The organism is Mycobacterium haemophilum DSM 44634, assembly GCF_000340435.2.
GTDB lineage: Bacteria > Actinomycetota > Actinomycetes > Mycobacteriales > Mycobacteriaceae > Mycobacterium > Mycobacterium haemophilum.
The window spans coordinates 1,439,800-1,456,388 of sequence record NZ_CP011883.2; the positions used below are offsets into that span (position 1 = coordinate 1,439,800).

The 16,589-nt window shown below is 64.7% G+C and carries 10 protein-coding genes and 1 pseudogene; 8 read left to right on the forward strand and 3 right to left on the reverse strand.

What is annotated here, in order from left to right:
* Positions 1-113: 113 nt before the first annotated feature.
* Genes B586_RS06875 through B586_RS06885 form a run of 3 tightly spaced genes read left to right on the forward strand, consistent with a single transcriptional unit; the run spans position 114 to position 4,378 of the window.
* Positions 114-1,547 carry an ammonium transporter gene (locus B586_RS06875; RefSeq protein ID WP_156406728.1) on the forward strand — a complete coding sequence of 478 codons (1,434 nt, stop codon included), beginning with the start codon at positions 114-116 and terminating at the stop codon, positions 1,545-1,547.
* Entirely contained in the window at positions 1,544-1,882 is a 339-nt protein-coding gene (locus B586_RS06880; RefSeq protein ID WP_047315503.1) for a P-II family nitrogen regulator, read from the forward strand. The genes B586_RS06875 and B586_RS06880 overlap by 4 nt, the downstream gene beginning before the upstream one ends.
* A 45-nt stretch (positions 1,883-1,927) precedes the next feature.
* Positions 1,928-4,378, forward strand: a complete 2,451-nt coding sequence (locus tag B586_RS06885; protein WP_054880347.1) for a [protein-PII] uridylyltransferase — start codon at positions 1,928-1,930, stop codon at positions 4,376-4,378.
* On the opposite strand, the gene B586_RS06890 is transcribed toward B586_RS06885, so the two are convergent.
* Both B586_RS06890 and htpG read right to left on the reverse strand, forming a co-directional pair.
* On the reverse strand, positions 4,373-6,112 hold the full coding sequence (locus tag B586_RS06890; protein ID WP_047315501.1) for a DEAD/DEAH box helicase: 1,740 nt from the start codon (positions 6,110-6,112) through the stop codon (positions 4,373-4,375). The genes B586_RS06885 and B586_RS06890 overlap by 6 nt on opposite strands.
* A gap of 211 nt (positions 6,113-6,323) precedes the next feature.
* Positions 6,324-8,294 carry a molecular chaperone HtpG gene (gene htpG / locus B586_RS06895; protein WP_054880346.1) on the reverse strand — a complete coding sequence of 657 codons (1,971 nt, stop codon included), beginning with the start codon at positions 8,292-8,294 and terminating at the stop codon, positions 6,324-6,326.
* 311 nt (positions 8,295-8,605) lie between these two features.
* Here htpG and ffh point away from each other — a divergent pair, with 311 nt between their 5' ends.
* The 5 genes and pseudogenes from ffh to B586_RS06925 all read left to right on the forward strand — a co-directional run bounded on the left by ffh (position 8,606) and on the right by B586_RS06925 (position 15,671).
* The gene (gene ffh, locus B586_RS06905) at positions 8,606-10,189 is read left to right on the forward strand and encodes a signal recognition particle protein (RefSeq protein WP_047315499.1); all 1,584 of its coding nucleotides are present in this window, start codon (positions 8,606-8,608) and stop codon (positions 10,187-10,189) included.
* Positions 10,190-10,202: 13 nt separating this feature from the next.
* Positions 10,203-11,276 carry a metal-dependent hydrolase family protein gene (locus B586_RS06910; protein ID WP_156166496.1) on the forward strand — a complete coding sequence of 358 codons (1,074 nt, stop codon included), beginning with the start codon at positions 10,203-10,205 and terminating at the stop codon, positions 11,274-11,276.
* Between the two features lie 60 nt (positions 11,277-11,336).
* Positions 11,337-13,190 (forward strand): serine/threonine-protein kinase, encoded by a 1,854-nt coding sequence (locus B586_RS06915; RefSeq protein WP_054880344.1) that lies wholly within the window; start codon positions 11,337-11,339, stop codon positions 13,188-13,190.
* A gap of 66 nt (positions 13,191-13,256) precedes the next feature.
* Positions 13,257-15,082 (forward strand): annotated as a pseudogene (locus tag B586_RS06920) (N-acyl-D-amino-acid deacylase family protein).
* Position 15,083: 1 nt separating this feature from the next.
* A complete protein-coding gene (locus tag B586_RS06925) occupies positions 15,084-15,671 on the forward strand; it encodes a TetR/AcrR family transcriptional regulator (protein ID WP_047315495.1) in 588 nt (195 codons plus the stop codon).
* On the opposite strand, the gene B586_RS06930 is transcribed toward B586_RS06925, so the two are convergent.
* Complete coding sequence (locus B586_RS06930; protein ID WP_047315494.1) at positions 15,672-16,532, reverse strand: D-alanyl-D-alanine carboxypeptidase family protein; 861 nt, start codon at positions 16,530-16,532, stop codon at positions 15,672-15,674.
* Between the last annotated feature and the right edge of the window lie 57 nt (positions 16,533-16,589).

Consider the following 16,589-nt stretch of genomic DNA (forward strand, 5'->3'; position numbering starts at 1 on the left):
GAAACATGGCGGCCCCATCGCCGCAACAACCATTGCGCATGGTTCTGGTTCAGGTCGTTAGGCAAGTCTGACGGAGACATGGGGGGTCAGCGCCAACCCGGAGGTGATAGCGAGTGGACCAATTTCCTGTCCTGGGCCAGCCCAATACCGGTGACACCGCCTGGATGTTGGCGAGTTCCGCGCTGGTGCTGTTGATGACGCCAGGTCTGGCGTTTTTCTACGGCGGCATGGTGCGCGCCAGGGGCGTGCTCAACATGATCATGATGAGCATCAGCGCGATGGGCGTGGTGACCGTGCTGTGGGTGCTCTACGGCTACTCGCTCGCTTTCGGAAACGATGTCGGAAACGTCGCCGGCAACCCGACCCAATACTGGGGCCTGAAGGGTCTCATCGGTGTCAATGCCGCTGCGGCGGATCCGAGCACCCAGACCGCGGCGGTGAATATCCCGCTGGCCGGCACCATGCCGGCCACCGTATTCGTGGCATTTCAGCTGATGTTCGCGATCATCACGGTCGCGCTGATCTCGGGGGCCGTGGCCGACCGGTTGCGGTTCGGCGCCTGGATCGTGTTCGCCGGACTGTGGGCGACGTTCGTCTACTTCCCGATCGCCCACTGGGTCTTCGCGGCTGACAAATTCTCGGCCGCTCACGGCGGCTGGATCAACAACAAGCTGCATGCGATCGACTTTGCCGGCGGCACCGCGGTCCACATCAACGCCGGTGTGGCCGGCCTGGTGCTGGCGATTGTGCTGGGCAAGCGGCGCGGCTGGCCCGCCACGCTGTTTCGTCCACACAATCTGCCGTTTGTGATGCTCGGTGCGGGCTTGCTGTGGTTCGGCTGGTACGGATTCAACGCCGGATCGGCCACCAGCGCCAACGGCGCTGCCGGATCGACGTTCATCACCACCACGATCGCCACAGCCGCGGCCATGCTCGCCTGGATGCTCACCGAGCGCATTCGCGATGGCAAGGCAACGACGCTGGGCGCGGCCTCGGGAATTGTCGCCGGCCTGGTCGCCATCACGCCGTCCTGTTCGTCGGTCAACGTGCTGGGCGCGTTGGTGGTCGGGGTGGTGGCCGGCGTGGTGTGTGCACTGGCGTGTGGGCTGAAGTTCCGGCTCGGCTTTGATGATTCCCTCGACGTGGTCGGGGTGCACATGGTCGGTGGTCTGGCCGGCACACTGCTGGTGGGTCTGCTGGCCGCCCCGGAGAGCCCAGCAATCAATGGCGTGGCGGGGGTATCGAAGGGGCTGTTCTATGGCGGCGGCTTCGCCCAGCTGGAACGCCAAGCGATCGGCGCCTTCAGCGTTCTGCTCTACTCTGGTGTCGTTACCCTTATCTTGGCGCTGATTCTAAAATTCACCATCGGGTTGCGACTGGACGCTGACGACGAAACCGCCGGCATCGACGAGGCTGAACACGCCGAGACCGGCTACGATTTCGCGGTAGCCAGCGGGTCGGTGCTGCCTCCCCGCATCAACGTGGAGGACACCCGTAACGGTCAGGAGCAGCTGCTGGGCGACAGAGTGGAGGCAGAGCGGAAATGAAGTTGATTACCGCGATCGTCAAGCCGTTCACGCTCGACGACGTCAAGGCAAGCCTCGAAGAGGCAGGGGTCTTGGGGATGACGGTCAGCGAAGTCCAAGGCTATGGGCGGCAAAAGGGCCACACCGAGGTTTACCGGGGTGCTGAATACTCGGTCGATTTTGTGCCGAAGGTTCGAATCGAGGTCGTTGTCGACGATTCCATCGTCGACAAGGTGGTGGACAGCATCGTCCGGGCCGCGCGCACCGGCAAGATCGGTGACGGCAAAGTCTGGGTTATCCCGGTAGAGACCGTCGTCCGGGTACGCACCGGCGAACGCGGATCTGAAGCGTTATGAGGTTAGCCGCACAGTGTTGATCCACCGTGGACGGGCCGGGAGGGAATGAAACCCACCCGGCCCGACCTGTCCGGGGCCTCTGTATCGGCTTGCTTGGCAAGTGATTTGGCTGTCGAGCGGCGGAACCTGCTGTCCGACGGGAATCGTCAACTCGATGCGGCGCAGCTGCGTCAGGCGTGGCTGGATCTGCACGAGTCCTGGCTGATTGTCAAAGCGGCCGAGATCGGAATCACCGACACTAGTGGCTTCGCAATCGTGGGAATTGGCGGACTGGGCCGCCGCGAGCTGCTGCCCTACTCCGACCTGGACCTGATGCTCTTGCACGACAACATGCCTGCTGACATGCTGCAGCGGGTCGCCGATCAGCTGTGGTATCCGTTGTGGGACACTAATATTCGGCTTGACCACAGTGTGCGAACCGTCTCCGGGGCATTGGGCATCGCCAACACCGAGATGGTGGCTGCCCTGGGCATGTTGGAAGCGCGCCACATCGCCGGTGTTGCAGGGCTGACAGCCGAGCTGCTCGACGGGGTGCGACGGCAGTGGCGCAGCGGGATTCGCTCCCGAATAGACGAGCTGGTCGACATCACGCATGCCCGCTGGGAGCGTTGCCTGCGGATAGCGGAGCGCGCTGAGCCCGACCTGAAATCGGGTCGTGGCGGTCTTCGCGACGTCCAGTTGCTCGATGCGCTGGCTGTTGCCCAGCTGATCGACCGGCACGGCATACCGCAACCCGACATGCCCGCGGGTTCGCTGGATGCCGCCTACCTCACCCTGCTCAATGTCCGCACCGAGCTGCATCGGGTATCTGGCCGCGGACATGATGTGCTGCTGGCCCAGCACGCCGACGACATCAGTGCGGCCTTGCACATCGGTGACCGATTCGATCTGGCGCGGATGCTGTCGGACGCTGGCCGCACCATTGCCTACCACGCTGAAGTGGGGCTGCGGACCGCCGTCAACGCATTGCCGCGGCGTGGCGTATCGGCCTGGCGGCGACCCAAGCGGCGACCGTTAGACGAGGGCGTCGTCGAATTCGCCGGTGAAATTGTGCTGGCCCGCTCGGATCGTTTGGGGGTCCAACCCGAACACGACCCCGGTCTGGTCTTGCGGGTGGCCGCCGCATCGGCCGGCACCGGATTGCCCATCAGCGCCGCCACGCTGAGTCATCTAGCCACCAGTGCCGCCGAGATGCCAACTCCGTGGCCGCGTGAGGCGTTAGACGATCTGCTGGTGGTGCTTAGCGCCGGCCCCACCACCGTGGTGACCATCGAAGCGCTCGACCGCACTGGGCTATGGGGCCGGTTGTTGCCGGAATGGGGTGCAATCCGCGACCTTGCGCCCCGCGACGTCGCGCACCAGTGGACGGTGGACCGTCACCTCGTCGAGACCGCTGTCCAAGCAGCGCCGCTGTCCACCCGGGTGGCGCGACCTGATCTGCTTGCGCTTGGCGCGTTGCTGCATGACATCGGCAAGGGCCGGGGCGCTGACCACAGCGTGATCGGGCAAGGATTGGCCCGGCAGATCGGCCGCAGGCTGGGAATGTCGCCTCCGGACACGGAGCTGCTCGCCACCTTGGTCCGCCACCACCTGCTGCTGCCCATCGCGGCCACTCGAGGCGACCTGAAGGATCCGCGAACCATCGCGAACGTCTCGGAGGCGCTCGGTGGCGATCCGCTATTACTCGAAGTGCTGCACGCGCTGACGGAGGCGGACTCGAAGGCCACCGGCCCCAGGGTGTGGACCGACTGGAAGGCGTCCCTGATCCAGGATTTGGTCAATCGCTGCCGAATGGTGATGGCGGGCGAGGCGCTGCCTCAGGCGGATACGACTGCGCCCCATAATCTTTCACTTTCGGCCGGCCACGGGGTCCAGGTGGAGATTAGGCCGGGCGACAGCGCGCGCATGTACCACGTTGTGATGGTTGCCCCGGATGCGCGAGGATTGTTGTCGAAAGCCGCCGCCGTGCTGGCGCTGAATTCGCTGCGAGTCCACTCGGCGTCGGTGAACAGCCACAGCGGTGTCGCGATCACCGAATTCGTGGTGTCACCGCACTTCGGCTCCCCAGCTGCAGCCGACCTGTTACGTCAGCAGTTCCTCGGTGCCCTGGCCGGCGACATCGACGTCCTCGAGATGGTGGCGAAGCGGGACGGCGAGGCCGCTATCTCGTCGTCCGCCAGGGTGGGGGAGGTGCTGGTGGGGGTGCCCGTCACCCGTTCCTTCGCCCCGCCATGCATCCTGTGGCTCGACAACGCTGCCCAAGGTCAGCTGATCCTCGAGGTCCGCGCCATGGATCGAATGGGTTTGCTCGCGTTGCTGACCCGGGCGTTGGAGCGAGCCGGAGCTGACATCGTCTGGGCGAAGGTCAACACGTTCGGCTCGACCGCGGCTGATGTGTTTTGTGTGGTGCTACCGGCCGAGCCGACCGGCGGCGACGCCGATGCGCGAGCCGTGGTCGAAGAACAGCTCCGCAGCGTGTTGGGTGCGTGCTCATGACTGCTCGGTGTTGAGCTGGCGCACGGCATCAATGCGTGCTTTGAGCTGCTCGCGGGTCGCCGCGGCGATGGGCGGTCCTCCGCAGCGTCGTCTCAGTTCGTTGTGGATCCAGCCGTGCGGTTTGCCGGTGCGGTGATGGGCTATTGAGACCAGCGAGTTGAGTTCGCGGCGCAGTTCGCGGAGTTGGCCATGCACAGATGCCGGCGCCCCGGAGGTCCCATCCGGTGCCGAGGACGTCTGCTGTGCGGCGGCCCGCTTTTGGAGCTGCTCGTCTTGGCGGCGGTGCAGCAACGCTCGCATCTGGTCGGCATCCAGCAGCCCAGGGATACCGAGGTAATCGGCCTCTTCCTCACTTCCGGCAGGGGTGGCGGTGCCGAACGATGATCCATCAAAAATAACCTGATCCAGTTCGGCGTCGGCTCCCAGCGAGGTGAAGCTCTTCTCGGTGTCGCCTTGCTCGGTTTGTGTCCGCGTGGCGGGATCACCGTCGAGGGGATCACCGGTCGATTCGCGGTGCGGTTTGCCCAGCACATGGTTGCGCTGGGCCTCCAACTCACTGGCCAGCTGCAGCAGGTTAGGCACCGACGGGACGAATATGCTTGCGGTTTCTCCCGGTTGACGAGACCGCACGAACCGGCCGATGGCCTGTGCGAAGAACAACGGCGTCGAGGCGCTGGTGGCGTAGATCCCCACCGATAGCCGGGGTACGTCGACGCCTTCAGAGACCATCCGGACCGCGACTAGCCACCGATTGGTGCTTTCGGCGAATTCGGTGATGCGGGCCGAAGATCCGGGGTCATCGGACAACACCAACGTCGGTGCTTCTGAGGTCATTTGCGCCAGCAGGTTGGCGTACGCGCGGGCCGCGGTCTGATCGGAGGCGATGATCATGCCGCCGGCGTCGGGCACGTGCGTCCGCAGCTGGCGCAGTCGCTGATCGGCCGCGGAGATGACCGCCGGCATCCATTCGCCGGCGGGGTCCAGCGCGGTCCGCCACGCCCGCGCGGTCTGTTCGGCAGACAGCGGCTCGCCCAGTCGGGCCGCGTGCTCCTCACCTGCGCTATCTCGCCAGCGCGCCTGACCAGAGTAGGCAAGGAACACCACCGGACGGACCACGCCGTCGGCAAGGCCTTCGGCGTAACCGTAGGTATGGTCGGCCTGCGAATGCATCAGCCCGTCGGCGCCGGGCGCGTACGTGACGAACGGAATCGGGCTGTCATCGCTACGAAATGGCGTGCCCGTCAGTGCAAGTCGGCGGGTCGCGTCGCTGAAGGCTTCGCGGATAGCGTCGCCCCACGCCTTGGCGTCACCGCCATGGTGGATCTCATCAAAGATCACCAGGGTCCGGCGCCCTTCGGTGCGCACCCGGTGCAGCGTCGGATGCGCGGCGACCTGGGCGTAGGTCACCGTCACGCCGTGATACTCCGGTGACGTCCGTGGGTTGGCGTTGGAGAATTTCGGGTCCAGGGCCAGACCGTGGGCTGCCGCGGCCCGAGCCCACTGGATCTTGAGGTGCTCGGTGGGAACGACGACAGTGACCTGCTCGACGGCGCGACTGCTCAGCAGTTCGGCCATCACCCGTAAGGCGAACGTTGTTTTCCCGGATCCGGGGGTGGCAACGGCTAGGAAGTCGCGCGGCTGGCTGGCCAAGTACTTCACCATCGCTCGACGCTGCCAACCTCGCAACGGCCGGCTGCCTTCGGCGATAGCTTGGCTGACCCGCTGCGTCAACACAGTTCCCCCGTAGCTGCTCTGCCGCGCGTGGCGGTTATCCGATTGGGCCGTTTCTCATGTTTTCAGTGCGGGCCACCGCACGATGCCGCATTAGTTCTCATGCAGCACAACGCACGATGGAACCGTGGTCCGCGCCAGTGCGGTCAGGTGGCGGGTGTGAAATGTAGCATGGCAAGGGTTTTCGGCACAGTCACGATCGTCGTGGCGTGTCCTACATCGACCGGGCTAGACGATCCGCGAGCAGTCCGGCGAACTTTGCCGGATCCTCCAGTGCGCCGCCTTCAGCGAGAAGGGCAGTGCCGTACAGCAATTCGGCAGTCTCGGCGAGTCGACGTAGGTGGGCATCGTCACCGCCTTTCTTGTGTGCCTGTTGCAGGCTAGTGATGAGCGGATGATTCGGATTGAGCTCCAAAATCCGTTTTCCGAACGGAACGTCCTGCCCGGAGGCCCGGTACATGCGCGCCAGCGCCGGCGTGATGCCGAAGGCGTCAGTGATCAGGCAGGCCGGCGACTCGGTGAGGCGTGTGGATAACCGCACCTGCGTGACGTGATCATTCAAGGCCTCTTTCAACCAGTTCAGCAGGTCGGCGAAATCCTTTTCCTGCTCCTGGCGTTCGGCCTCGTGTGCCGTCTTTTCCTCTTCGGAGTCGAGGTCGACTTCGCCCCTGGCCACCGATTGCAACGGCTTGCCGTCGAACTCGGGCGCCATTCCCACCCACACCTCGTCGACCGGGTCGGTGAGCAACAGAACCTCATAGCCCTTGGCCTTGAATGCCTCGAGATGCGGCGAATTCAGGACTTGCTGACGCGATTCTCCGGTGGCGTAGAAGATTTGGTCTTGACCGTCTTTCATGCGTTGCACGTATTCGGCCAGGGTGGTGGGTTCTTCGTCGCTGTGCGTCGAGGCGAACGAGGAAATGTGTAGCAGCGTGTCCCGATTGTCGGAGTCCGACATCAGGCCCTCTTTGAGGACCTTGCCGAACTGCGTCCAGAAGGTGCGGTAGTCGGCCGGCCGCTCGGCCTGCAGATCCTTGATTGCCGAGAGGACCTTCTTGGTCAACCGGCGACGGATCGCATTGATTTGCCGATCCTGCTGCAGGATTTCACGAGAAACGTTGAGCGACATGTCCTCTGCGTCGACGACCCCTTTGACGAAGCGCAGGTACATCGGCATGAGCTGATCGCAGTCGCCCATGATGAAGACGCGCTTGACATACAGCTGCACGCCGATCTTGGCGTCGGAGTTGAACAGGTCGAACGGGGCGTGTGACGGAATAAAGAGCAGCGCCTGGTACTCGAAGGTGCCCTCGGCCTTCATTGCTATAACCTCGAGTGGGTCATCCCAGGCGTGGGCGATGTGCTTGTAGAACTCCTTGTATTCGTCCTCGGAGACCTCGTCTTTTGACTTAGCCCACAGCGCCTTCATCGAGTTGATGGTCTGAGTTTCGATGGTGACTTGCTCGTCGCCACCGGCCCCTTCGTCGTCCGAGCCGGCCGGGGCCCTTCGCTCGACTTCCATCCGGATGGGCCAGGCGATGAAGTCGGAGTACTTCTTGACCAGCTCCCTGATCTTCCATTCCGAGGTGTAATCGTGCAGCTCGTCCTCGACGTCTTCGGGTTTGAGGTGCAACGTCACTGACGTCCCCTGTGGAGCCTCGTCGACGGATTCGATGGTGTAGGTGGCCTCACCGCCCGACGACCATCTGGTGGCCGCCGTGTCGCCGGCCTTGCGGGTGAGCAGTTCGACCTTGTCGGCCACCATGAAACTCGAGTAAAAACCGATACCGAACTGACCGATCAGTTCTTCAGAGGCGGCAGTGTCTTTGAGGTTTTTGGCCGCACGTAATTTTTGACGCAGCTCGGCGGTCCCTGACTTGGCTAGCGTGCCGATCAGGTCCACCACCTCCGCGCGGGTCATCCCGATGCCGTTGTCGCGAACGGTCAGGGTGCGCGCATCCTTGTCCACTTCGATCTCGATGTGCAGATCGGAGGTGTCAACGATATTTGGGTCCAGGTCTTTGTTCCGAAATGCTTCAAGCCGCAGTTTGTCCAGCGCGTCGGAAGCGTTCGAGATTAGCTCCCGCAAAAATGAATCTTTGTTGGAGTAGACCGAATGGACCATCAAGTCCAGAAGTTGGCGTGCCTCCGCCTGAAACTCCAGCTGTTCGACTTGTGCGCTCATGAGATTCCGTTCGACAACGTGACCTTGTTAGTGACCTTGTTAACCGCAATCATTATCAGGTCGGTGGCAATGGCAGCCCATCCGGGTTCTCACCCCGACGAACGTACGGCTGGCCGCACGCGCGGCGTCGAACGTACGGCTGGCCGCATGTTCGCGCCCCGCTTCGCGGCGCTGGCGATCACCACGGGGTTTGATGAGTGGTGACCCGCTGCGCCCCGCTTCGCGGCGCTGGCGATCACCACGGGGTTTGATGAGTGGTGACCCGCTGCGCCCCGCTTCGCGGCGCTGGCGATCACCACTAGGCTGGCGGGGTGTTTGAATCGCTCTCTGACCGGTTGACTGGTGCCCTACAGGGGCTACGCGGCAAGGGCCGGCTGACCGACGCCGATATCGAGGCGACCACCCGCGAAATCCGGTTGGCGCTGCTTGAAGCCGACGTTTCGCTGCCGGTGGTGCGGGCGTTTGTACACCGGATCAAAGAACGCGCTCGGGGCACCGAGGTATCCGCTGCGCTCAACCCGGCGCAACAGGTTGTCAAGATCGTCAACGAAGAACTGATCGGCATCCTCGGCGGCGAGACCCGCCAGCTGGCGTTCGCAAAGACGCCGCCGACCGTAGTGATGCTGGCCGGTCTGCAAGGATCCGGCAAGACAACGCTGGCTGGCAAATTGGCCGCACGTCTTCGCGGACAAGGACACACACCGCTTCTGGTGGCCTGCGACCTGCAGCGCCCGGCGGCGGTCAACCAGCTGCAAGTCGTTGGCGAGCGTGCCGGGGTGCCGGTGTTCGCCCCGCATCCCGGGACTGGAGCACCGGGGCCCGACGCCGGGCCCCCCGACCCGGTCGCTGTCGCGGCGGCGGGGCTGGTCGAGGCCCGAGCCAAACACTTCGACGTCGTGATCGTCGACACCGCCGGTCGGCTGGGCATCGACGACGAGCTGATGGCCCAGGCCGCGGCAATCCGGGAAGCCGTCAACCCCGACGAGGTGTTGTTTGTCCTCGACGCGATGATCGGCCAGGACGCCGTCGCCACCGCTGCGGCATTCGGTGCGGGGGTCGGCTTCACCGGTGTGGTCCTGACCAAGCTCGACGGTGACGCCCGCGGTGGCGCCGCATTGTCGGTCCGCGAGGTCACGGGAGTGCCAATCCTTTTCGCCTCCACCGGTGAGAAGCTGGACGACTTCGACGTCTTTCACCCGGATCGGATGGCCAGCCGCATCCTGGGCATGGGAGACGTGCTGAGCCTGATCGAACAGGCCGAGCAGGTCTTTGATGCCGAACAGGCCGAGGCGGCCGCCGCCAAGATCGGCGCCGGCGAGCTGACGCTGGAGGATTTCCTCGAGCAGATGCTCGCGGTCCGCAAGATGGGCCCAATCGGAAACCTGTTGGGCATGCTGCCCGGCGCAGGTCAGATGAAGGAGGCACTGGCCCAAGTCGACGACAAACAGCTCGACCGGCTGCAGGCCATCATCCGCGGAATGACGCCGCAGGAGCGGGCCGACCCCAAGATCATCAACGCGTCGCGGCGGCTGCGTATCGCCAACGGCTCCGGGGTGACGGTATCCGAGGTCAACCAACTGGTCGACCGGTTCTTCGAAGCCCGCAAGATGATGTCCTCCATGCTCGGCGGCATGGGCATACCCGGCATGGGCCGCAAGTCTGCCACGCGAAAGTCCAAGGGAAACAAAGGCAAGAAAGGCAAAAAGGGGGCACGCGGCCCGACGCCGCCGAAGGTCAGGAGTCCCTTCGGGCCCGCCGGACCCGCAATGCCGGACATGACGGACCTGCCGCCAGGATTCCCGGATCTGTCGCAGCTGCCCGACGGTCTGGGCGAGCTGCCGCCCGGGTTGGCCGATTTCGATCTGTCCAAACTGAAGTTCCCAGGTAAGAAGTAGCCGCACGGTGCGCATGCACGTGCGGGGTTTGGTCCTGCCCGACGAGGCCCCAACCGAACTGTGGATCGTTGATGGCTGCATCAGCACCGAGCCGGTTGCGAATGCGGATACCGTCTTTGACGGCGGTTGGATGCTGCCTGGATTGGTGGATGCACACTGTCACGTCGGCCTGGGCCAGCACGGCGAGATCGAACTCGACGCGGCCGTCGCCCAGGCCGAGACCGAACGCGACGCCGGCGTGCTGCTGCTACGTGACTGCGGCTCACCGACTGACACCCGCGGCCTCGACGACCGCGCCGATCTGCCCCGCATCATCCGGGCCGGACAGCATCTCGCCCGGCCCAAGCGTTATCAAGCCGGCTTTGCGGTTGAGCTCGAGGATGAATCGCAGCTTCCTGCGGCGGTGGCCGAGGAAGCTCGGCGCGGCGACGGCTGGATCAAGCTCATCGGCGACTGGATCGACCGCCAGACCGGCGACCTCGCCCCGCTGTGGTCTGACGACGTCCTCAAAGCTGCGATCGATGCCGCGCACACCAACGGCGCACGGGTCACCGCCCACGCGTTCAGCGAGGCCGCGCTGCCCGGTTTGATCAGCGCCAACATCGACTGCATCGAGCACGGCACCGGGCTCACCGACGACACCATCGCCTTGATGCTCGAACACGGCACCGCACTGGTCCCCACGCTGATCAACCTGGAGAATTTCCCAGGAATCGCCGCCGCCGCCGGGCGTTACCCCACCTACGCTGCACACATGCGCGACCTGTATGCGCGCCGCCGTCCTCGGCTGGCCGCGGCGCGTGACGCGGGGGTGCCGCTATACGCCGGCACCGACGCCGGCACCATGATCAAGCACGGCCGAATCGCCGACGAGGTCGAGGCCCTCAAAGGTATCGGGATGAGCCCGACCGAGGCGTTAGGCGCTGCATGTTGGGATGCCCGCCGCTGGTTGGGCCGTCCCGGTCTAGAACATGGGGCATCCGCTGACCTGTTGTGCTACTCCGCGGACCCGCGGCAGGGGCCCGCTGTGTTGAGCCGCCCCGACCTGGTGATACTGCGCGGCAAGATGTTTCGGCCGCACCGGTAGGCCGGCGTTAGCCAGGCGCTTGAACGCGCGCGGCGCTTCGATCGCGGTTACGATCGCCGCATGGCGTTGGCCAGCGGCACGCTCTTTGCCGGTTACACCGTCGCGCGGAGGCTGGGTTCCGGAGTGACGGGTGAGGTTTACCTGGTTCAGGATCCTCAATCGGCGCGTTGGGATGCGTTGAAAGTACTTTCCGTGGCGCTGTCGGCGGACGGCGAGTTCTGCAGGCGATTCCACCGGGAGACCGACGTCGCCGCCAACCTCTATCACCCGCACATCCTGGAGGTGCACGACCGCGGCGAGTTCGAAGGACAGCTGTGGATCGCGATGGACTACATCAACGCCAGCAACGCCGCGCAGCTGATGGCCGATCGATTTCCGGCGGTTTCACCGGCCGGTGAGGTGCTCGCGATCGTTACCGCCGTGGCCGCAGCTCTCGACCACGCCCATCAGCGTGGGCTGCTGCATCGCGATGTCAAACCCGCCAACATCATGCTGACCAGTCCCGGGGACGGTGAACAGCGGATCCTTTTGACCGACTTTGGGATAGCCCGGCAACTCGGTGATGCCCCGGGAACCACCGGGACTCATGTTCCGGTGGGCACAGTCGGCTACGCCGCGCCCGAGGTGTTGATGGGTGCCGGCGCCGACGAAGCCGCTGACCAGTACGCGCTGGCAGCCACCGCTTTTCACTTGCTCACCGGTGCGCCGCCGGTTGAGCATTCCGATCCCCGCACCGCGCTCGGCCAGCTTCTCACCGGCGCGTCGCCAACACTAAGTGACCAGCGCCCGGAGCTGGCGCGCCTGGACGGTGTGTTTTGCAGAGCGCTCGCCAAGAAGCCCGGTGACCGGTTCACAAGCTGTCGTGAGTTCGCCGATGCGGTGAACGAACAGGCCGGTGTCTCGACGGGCGACCGGAGTCCCGAAGCTGTCTTGACTGTTGACTACCCCGCTTATGCGTGGCCGGAGACTGACTCGGAGATTGACAATGTCGCCGAATCGGCCCCCACGGAGGCCCGCGACGCTGAGCAGTCGGAACGACGCGGCATGGCCCTGCGTTCGGCCGCTGGGGCGCTGGCCCGGCGACTGGACGACTTTTCGGCCTCCTCCAATGTGACGTCCAAAGCGGCGACCAACTCGCCGGCGGCGAGCGACCCGAAGCCCCCCGCAGCTGTGCCGAAGCGGCGCACCACGCGGTTGATCGTGTTGACCACCACAGCGGTGGTGTTGCTGGTGGGGCTGCTTGCCGTCGGCATCATGATCGAGCGCAAGACCAAACCGACCCGTCCTCAGGCCGCCAGCCCCGCGCCCAACCCATCGGCCGCCGCCGCAGCACCGCCGACCAGCACCTCAGCCGCCCCGCCTGTTCCACTCGATGGCACCTATCGCATCGAAGTCCAACGCGCAAAGCAGACATTTGATTACGCGCCCGATCCGCAACCACCGAATGTGAACACCTGGTGGGCATTCCGTTCGTCGTGCACGCCAACGTCATGCACCGCCGCGGGAACGCAGCTCGATGACAACGACCACACGCAGCCGAACTCGCCGGGCGGCGGTCGTCCGATCGTCATGGAGTTCACCGACGGCCAATGGCAATCGCGGCCGGAAACAGTGCGATTCGCTTGCGTCGGACCAAACGGAATAGCACAGACGCAGACCACGACGCAGGTGCTGTCGCTGCGGCCGCAGCGACAGGGCGACCTGGTGGGCGAAATGGACGTCACCGTGGAAAGCAATGAGTGCGGCCAGCGATCGTCGGTGGTCCGGATCCCCGCGGTGGCTTCCCGGAGTGGGGATGTGCCGCCGGCGGTCACCGTGCCGGACCCGGCCACGGTCCCGCAGACTCCGACAGCCACCCCGACGACCATTGAGCTGACTACCGAGCCGACGTCGGGGTCCGGTCCCGGACGATAACTCGGCGAATTCTGCGCTTAGCGGGGAAGAAGCCGTCCTCGAAAAGATTGCGAGTACTTGCTATCTATGTTAGATTCGTGCCAGCCCAACGAGCTGGAGGAATTCTCGTGACTTACCACGTGATCATTCGCGACGGATTGTGGTTCGACGGCACCGGCGCCGCGCCGCAGACCCGTTCGCTGGGCATTCGCGACGGCGTGGTGGCCACGGTGTCCGCCACGCCGTTGGACGAGACCGGCTGTCCCGAGGTGATTGATGCGGCGGGCAAGTGGGTTGTGCCCGGCTTCATCGACGTCCACACCCACTACGACGCCGAGGTGCTGCTGGACCCCGGCCTGCGCGAGTCGGTGCGCCACGGCGTCACCACGGTGCTCCTAGGTAACTGCTCACTGTCGACGGTGTACGCCAGCTCCGAGGATGCCGCCGACTTGTTCAGCCGGGTCGAGGCGGTGCCGCGTGAATACGTCCTCGGCGCGCTGGACGCCAACAGGACATGGTCGAGTGCGGCCGAATACGTCAAGGCAATCGATGCTTTGCCGCTTGGGCCGAATGTGGGCTCGTTGCTTGGTCATTCGGACCTGCGGGCTGCGGTGCTGGGGCTTGACCGTGCGACTGACGGCACCGTCAAGCCCACCGACGCCGAGCTGCAGAAAATGGCGACACTGCTCGACGAAGCGCTCGATGCCGGGGTGCTGGGCATGTCCGGGATGGATGCGGCTATCGACAAACTCGACGGCGACCGCTTCCGGTCGCGTGCCTTGCCGTCCACGTTTGCGACGTGGCGTGAGCGCAAAAAGCTGATCGCTGTGTTGCGCAAACGCGGTCGGATTCTGCAGAGCGCACCTGATGTGGAGAACCCGGCAACGGCGCTGCTGTTCTTTTTGTCGAGCAGCCGAATGTTCGGTCACCGCAAGGCGGTTCGGATGAGCATGTTGGTATCCGCCGACGCCAAGTCGATGCCGTTTGCCACCCACATGTTCGGGTTCGGAACACGTGTGCTCAACGCTATACTGGGGTCCAGTGTGCGGTTCCAGCATTTGCCGGTGCCGTTCGAGTTGTACTCCGACGGAGTTGATCTGCCGGTCTTCGAAGAGTTCGGCGCGGGAACAGCGGCCCTTCATCTGCGCGATCAACTGGAACGCAACACGTTGCTTGCCGACAAGTCCTACCGCCGGCAGTTCCGCCGTGAGTTCGACCGCATCAACCTCGGACCGTCGTTGTGGCACCGCGACTTTCATGACGCGGTAATCGTCGAGTGTCCCGATGAATCGTTAATCGGCAAAAGCTTTGGCGCGATCGCCGACGAGCGCGGCCTGCACCCGCTGGACGCGTTCCTCGATGTGCTGGTGGAAAACGGCGAGCGCAACGTGCGGTGGACCACCATCGTCGCCAACCACCGGCCCAAGCAGCTCAACAAACTCGCCGCCGAGCCGAGCATCCACATGGGCTTCTCCGATGCCGGTGCGCACCTGCGCAATATGGCCTTCTACAACTTCGGCCTGCGGCTGCTCAAGCGAACCCGCGATGCCGATCAGGCGGGCAAGCCGTTCCTGTCCATCCAGCATGCGGTGCATCGCCTGACCGGTGAACTGGCCGAGTGGTTCGGCATCAACGCCGGCACGTTACGTGAAGGCGACCGTGCGGACTTCGTCGTCATCGACCCGGCCCACCTGGACGCGTCGGTGGACGGCTACCACGAGGAAGCGGTGCCGTTTTACGGAGGCCTGCGACGCATGGTCAATCGCAACGATGACACCGTGGTCGCGACGGGTGTGGGCGGCGCCGTGGTCTTCCGTAACGGCCGGTTCCGTGATGGCTACGGGCAGACCGTGAAGTCGGGCCGGTACTTGCGGGCTGGCGATCGGCACGCGGCGAAGAGGGTGGCCGCCTGAGATGGCCAGGACCCAGCAGCAACGCCGCGAAGAAACCGTCGGACGGCTGCTCGAGGCCGGTATCGCCACCATCATCGAGGTCGGATACGCCCGGGCATCGGCCGCTGTGATCACCAAACGCGCGGGGGTGTCGGTGGGCGCCCTGTTCCGCCACTTCGAAACGATGGGTGATTTTATGGCGGCCACGGCGTACGAGGTGTTGCGCCGTCAGTTGGAGACCTTCAGCAAGCGAGTCGCCGAAATACCGGCCGAGGCGCCGGCGCTGGAATCGGCGCTGGAAATATTGCGTGACATCACCAGTGGGCCCACCAACGCTGTGCTGTACGAATTGATGATCGCCGCGCGCACCGATGAGCAGCTCAAGGAGACGCTGCAACATGTGCTGGAGCAGTACAGCGCGAAGATCCACGACGCTGCGCGTGCACTACCCGGAGTCGAGGCCTTTCCGGAGGAGACGTTTCCGGTTGTCGTGGCTCTGATGACGAATGTTTTCGACGGAGCGGCCCTGGTTCGAGGGGTCCTACCGCAACCGGAGCTCGAGGACCAGCGGATTGAGGTGCTCGCGGCGTTGCTGAATAACTCGCCGTAACTAAAGCGAGCCGATGCTGGACTGCGGGTTGAGCGCGAAACCCCAGTCGAACAGGCTCGCGGCCTGGTCCCAATACGTCGGCCCGCCGTCCTTGAGCACCCCATACATCATGGCGATCACCAGCCGGCGGCCATCGCGGGCGGCGGCGCCGACGAACGTCTTGCGGGCGGCGTTCGTGAACCCCGTCTTGCCACCGATCGCGCCTGGGTAGCGCTGCAGCAGTTCGTTCCGGTTGACGATTGGGTGGTCGCCACCGTCGCCGGGGAACATCGCCGACGGCTCGGCAGTGATCTGCGCGAACACTGGATTGGCCAGCGCGCTCCGGAAGATCACGGCCAAGTCGTGCGCCGTGGACCAGCCGGAGCCCCCGGGCCCGTCCAAGCCAGACGGGGTCGACGCGTGGGTGGTTGCCGCGCCCAGGGCCGCGGCTTTGGCGTTCATCTTGGCGACGGCGACGTCGGGGCCGCCCAGCATATGTGCCAGCGTATTGGCGGCATCGTTGCCCGATACCAGCAGCAGGGCGTCGAGCAGTTGCCGTGCGGTATAGGTGTGGCCTGGTTGCACGCCGACGCAGTTGCACTCGACCTGGGTGTCGGCGGCGTCGGCAACGACGGTGGAATCAAGGTCCAGCTGGTCCAGGGCCACCAGCGCCAACAGTACCTTGATGGTGCTGGCCGGCGGGTGGGCCACATGCTGGTCGCGGCCGGCCAACACCTGACCGCTGTCGAGATCGGCAATGATCCAGGTCTCGGCCGGGCCGTCGGGGATAGGCATGGAGCCGACGGGCTGCATAATGTCGGCCGACGCGGTGGCCGCGCTGACTGCGAGCAGAGCAGCGATTGCGGCCATCACTTTCCGCATGGGCGCAAAGTCTATCCAACCGCGAGCGTGCGCGTTTGCACACGACACGCCGCGCGA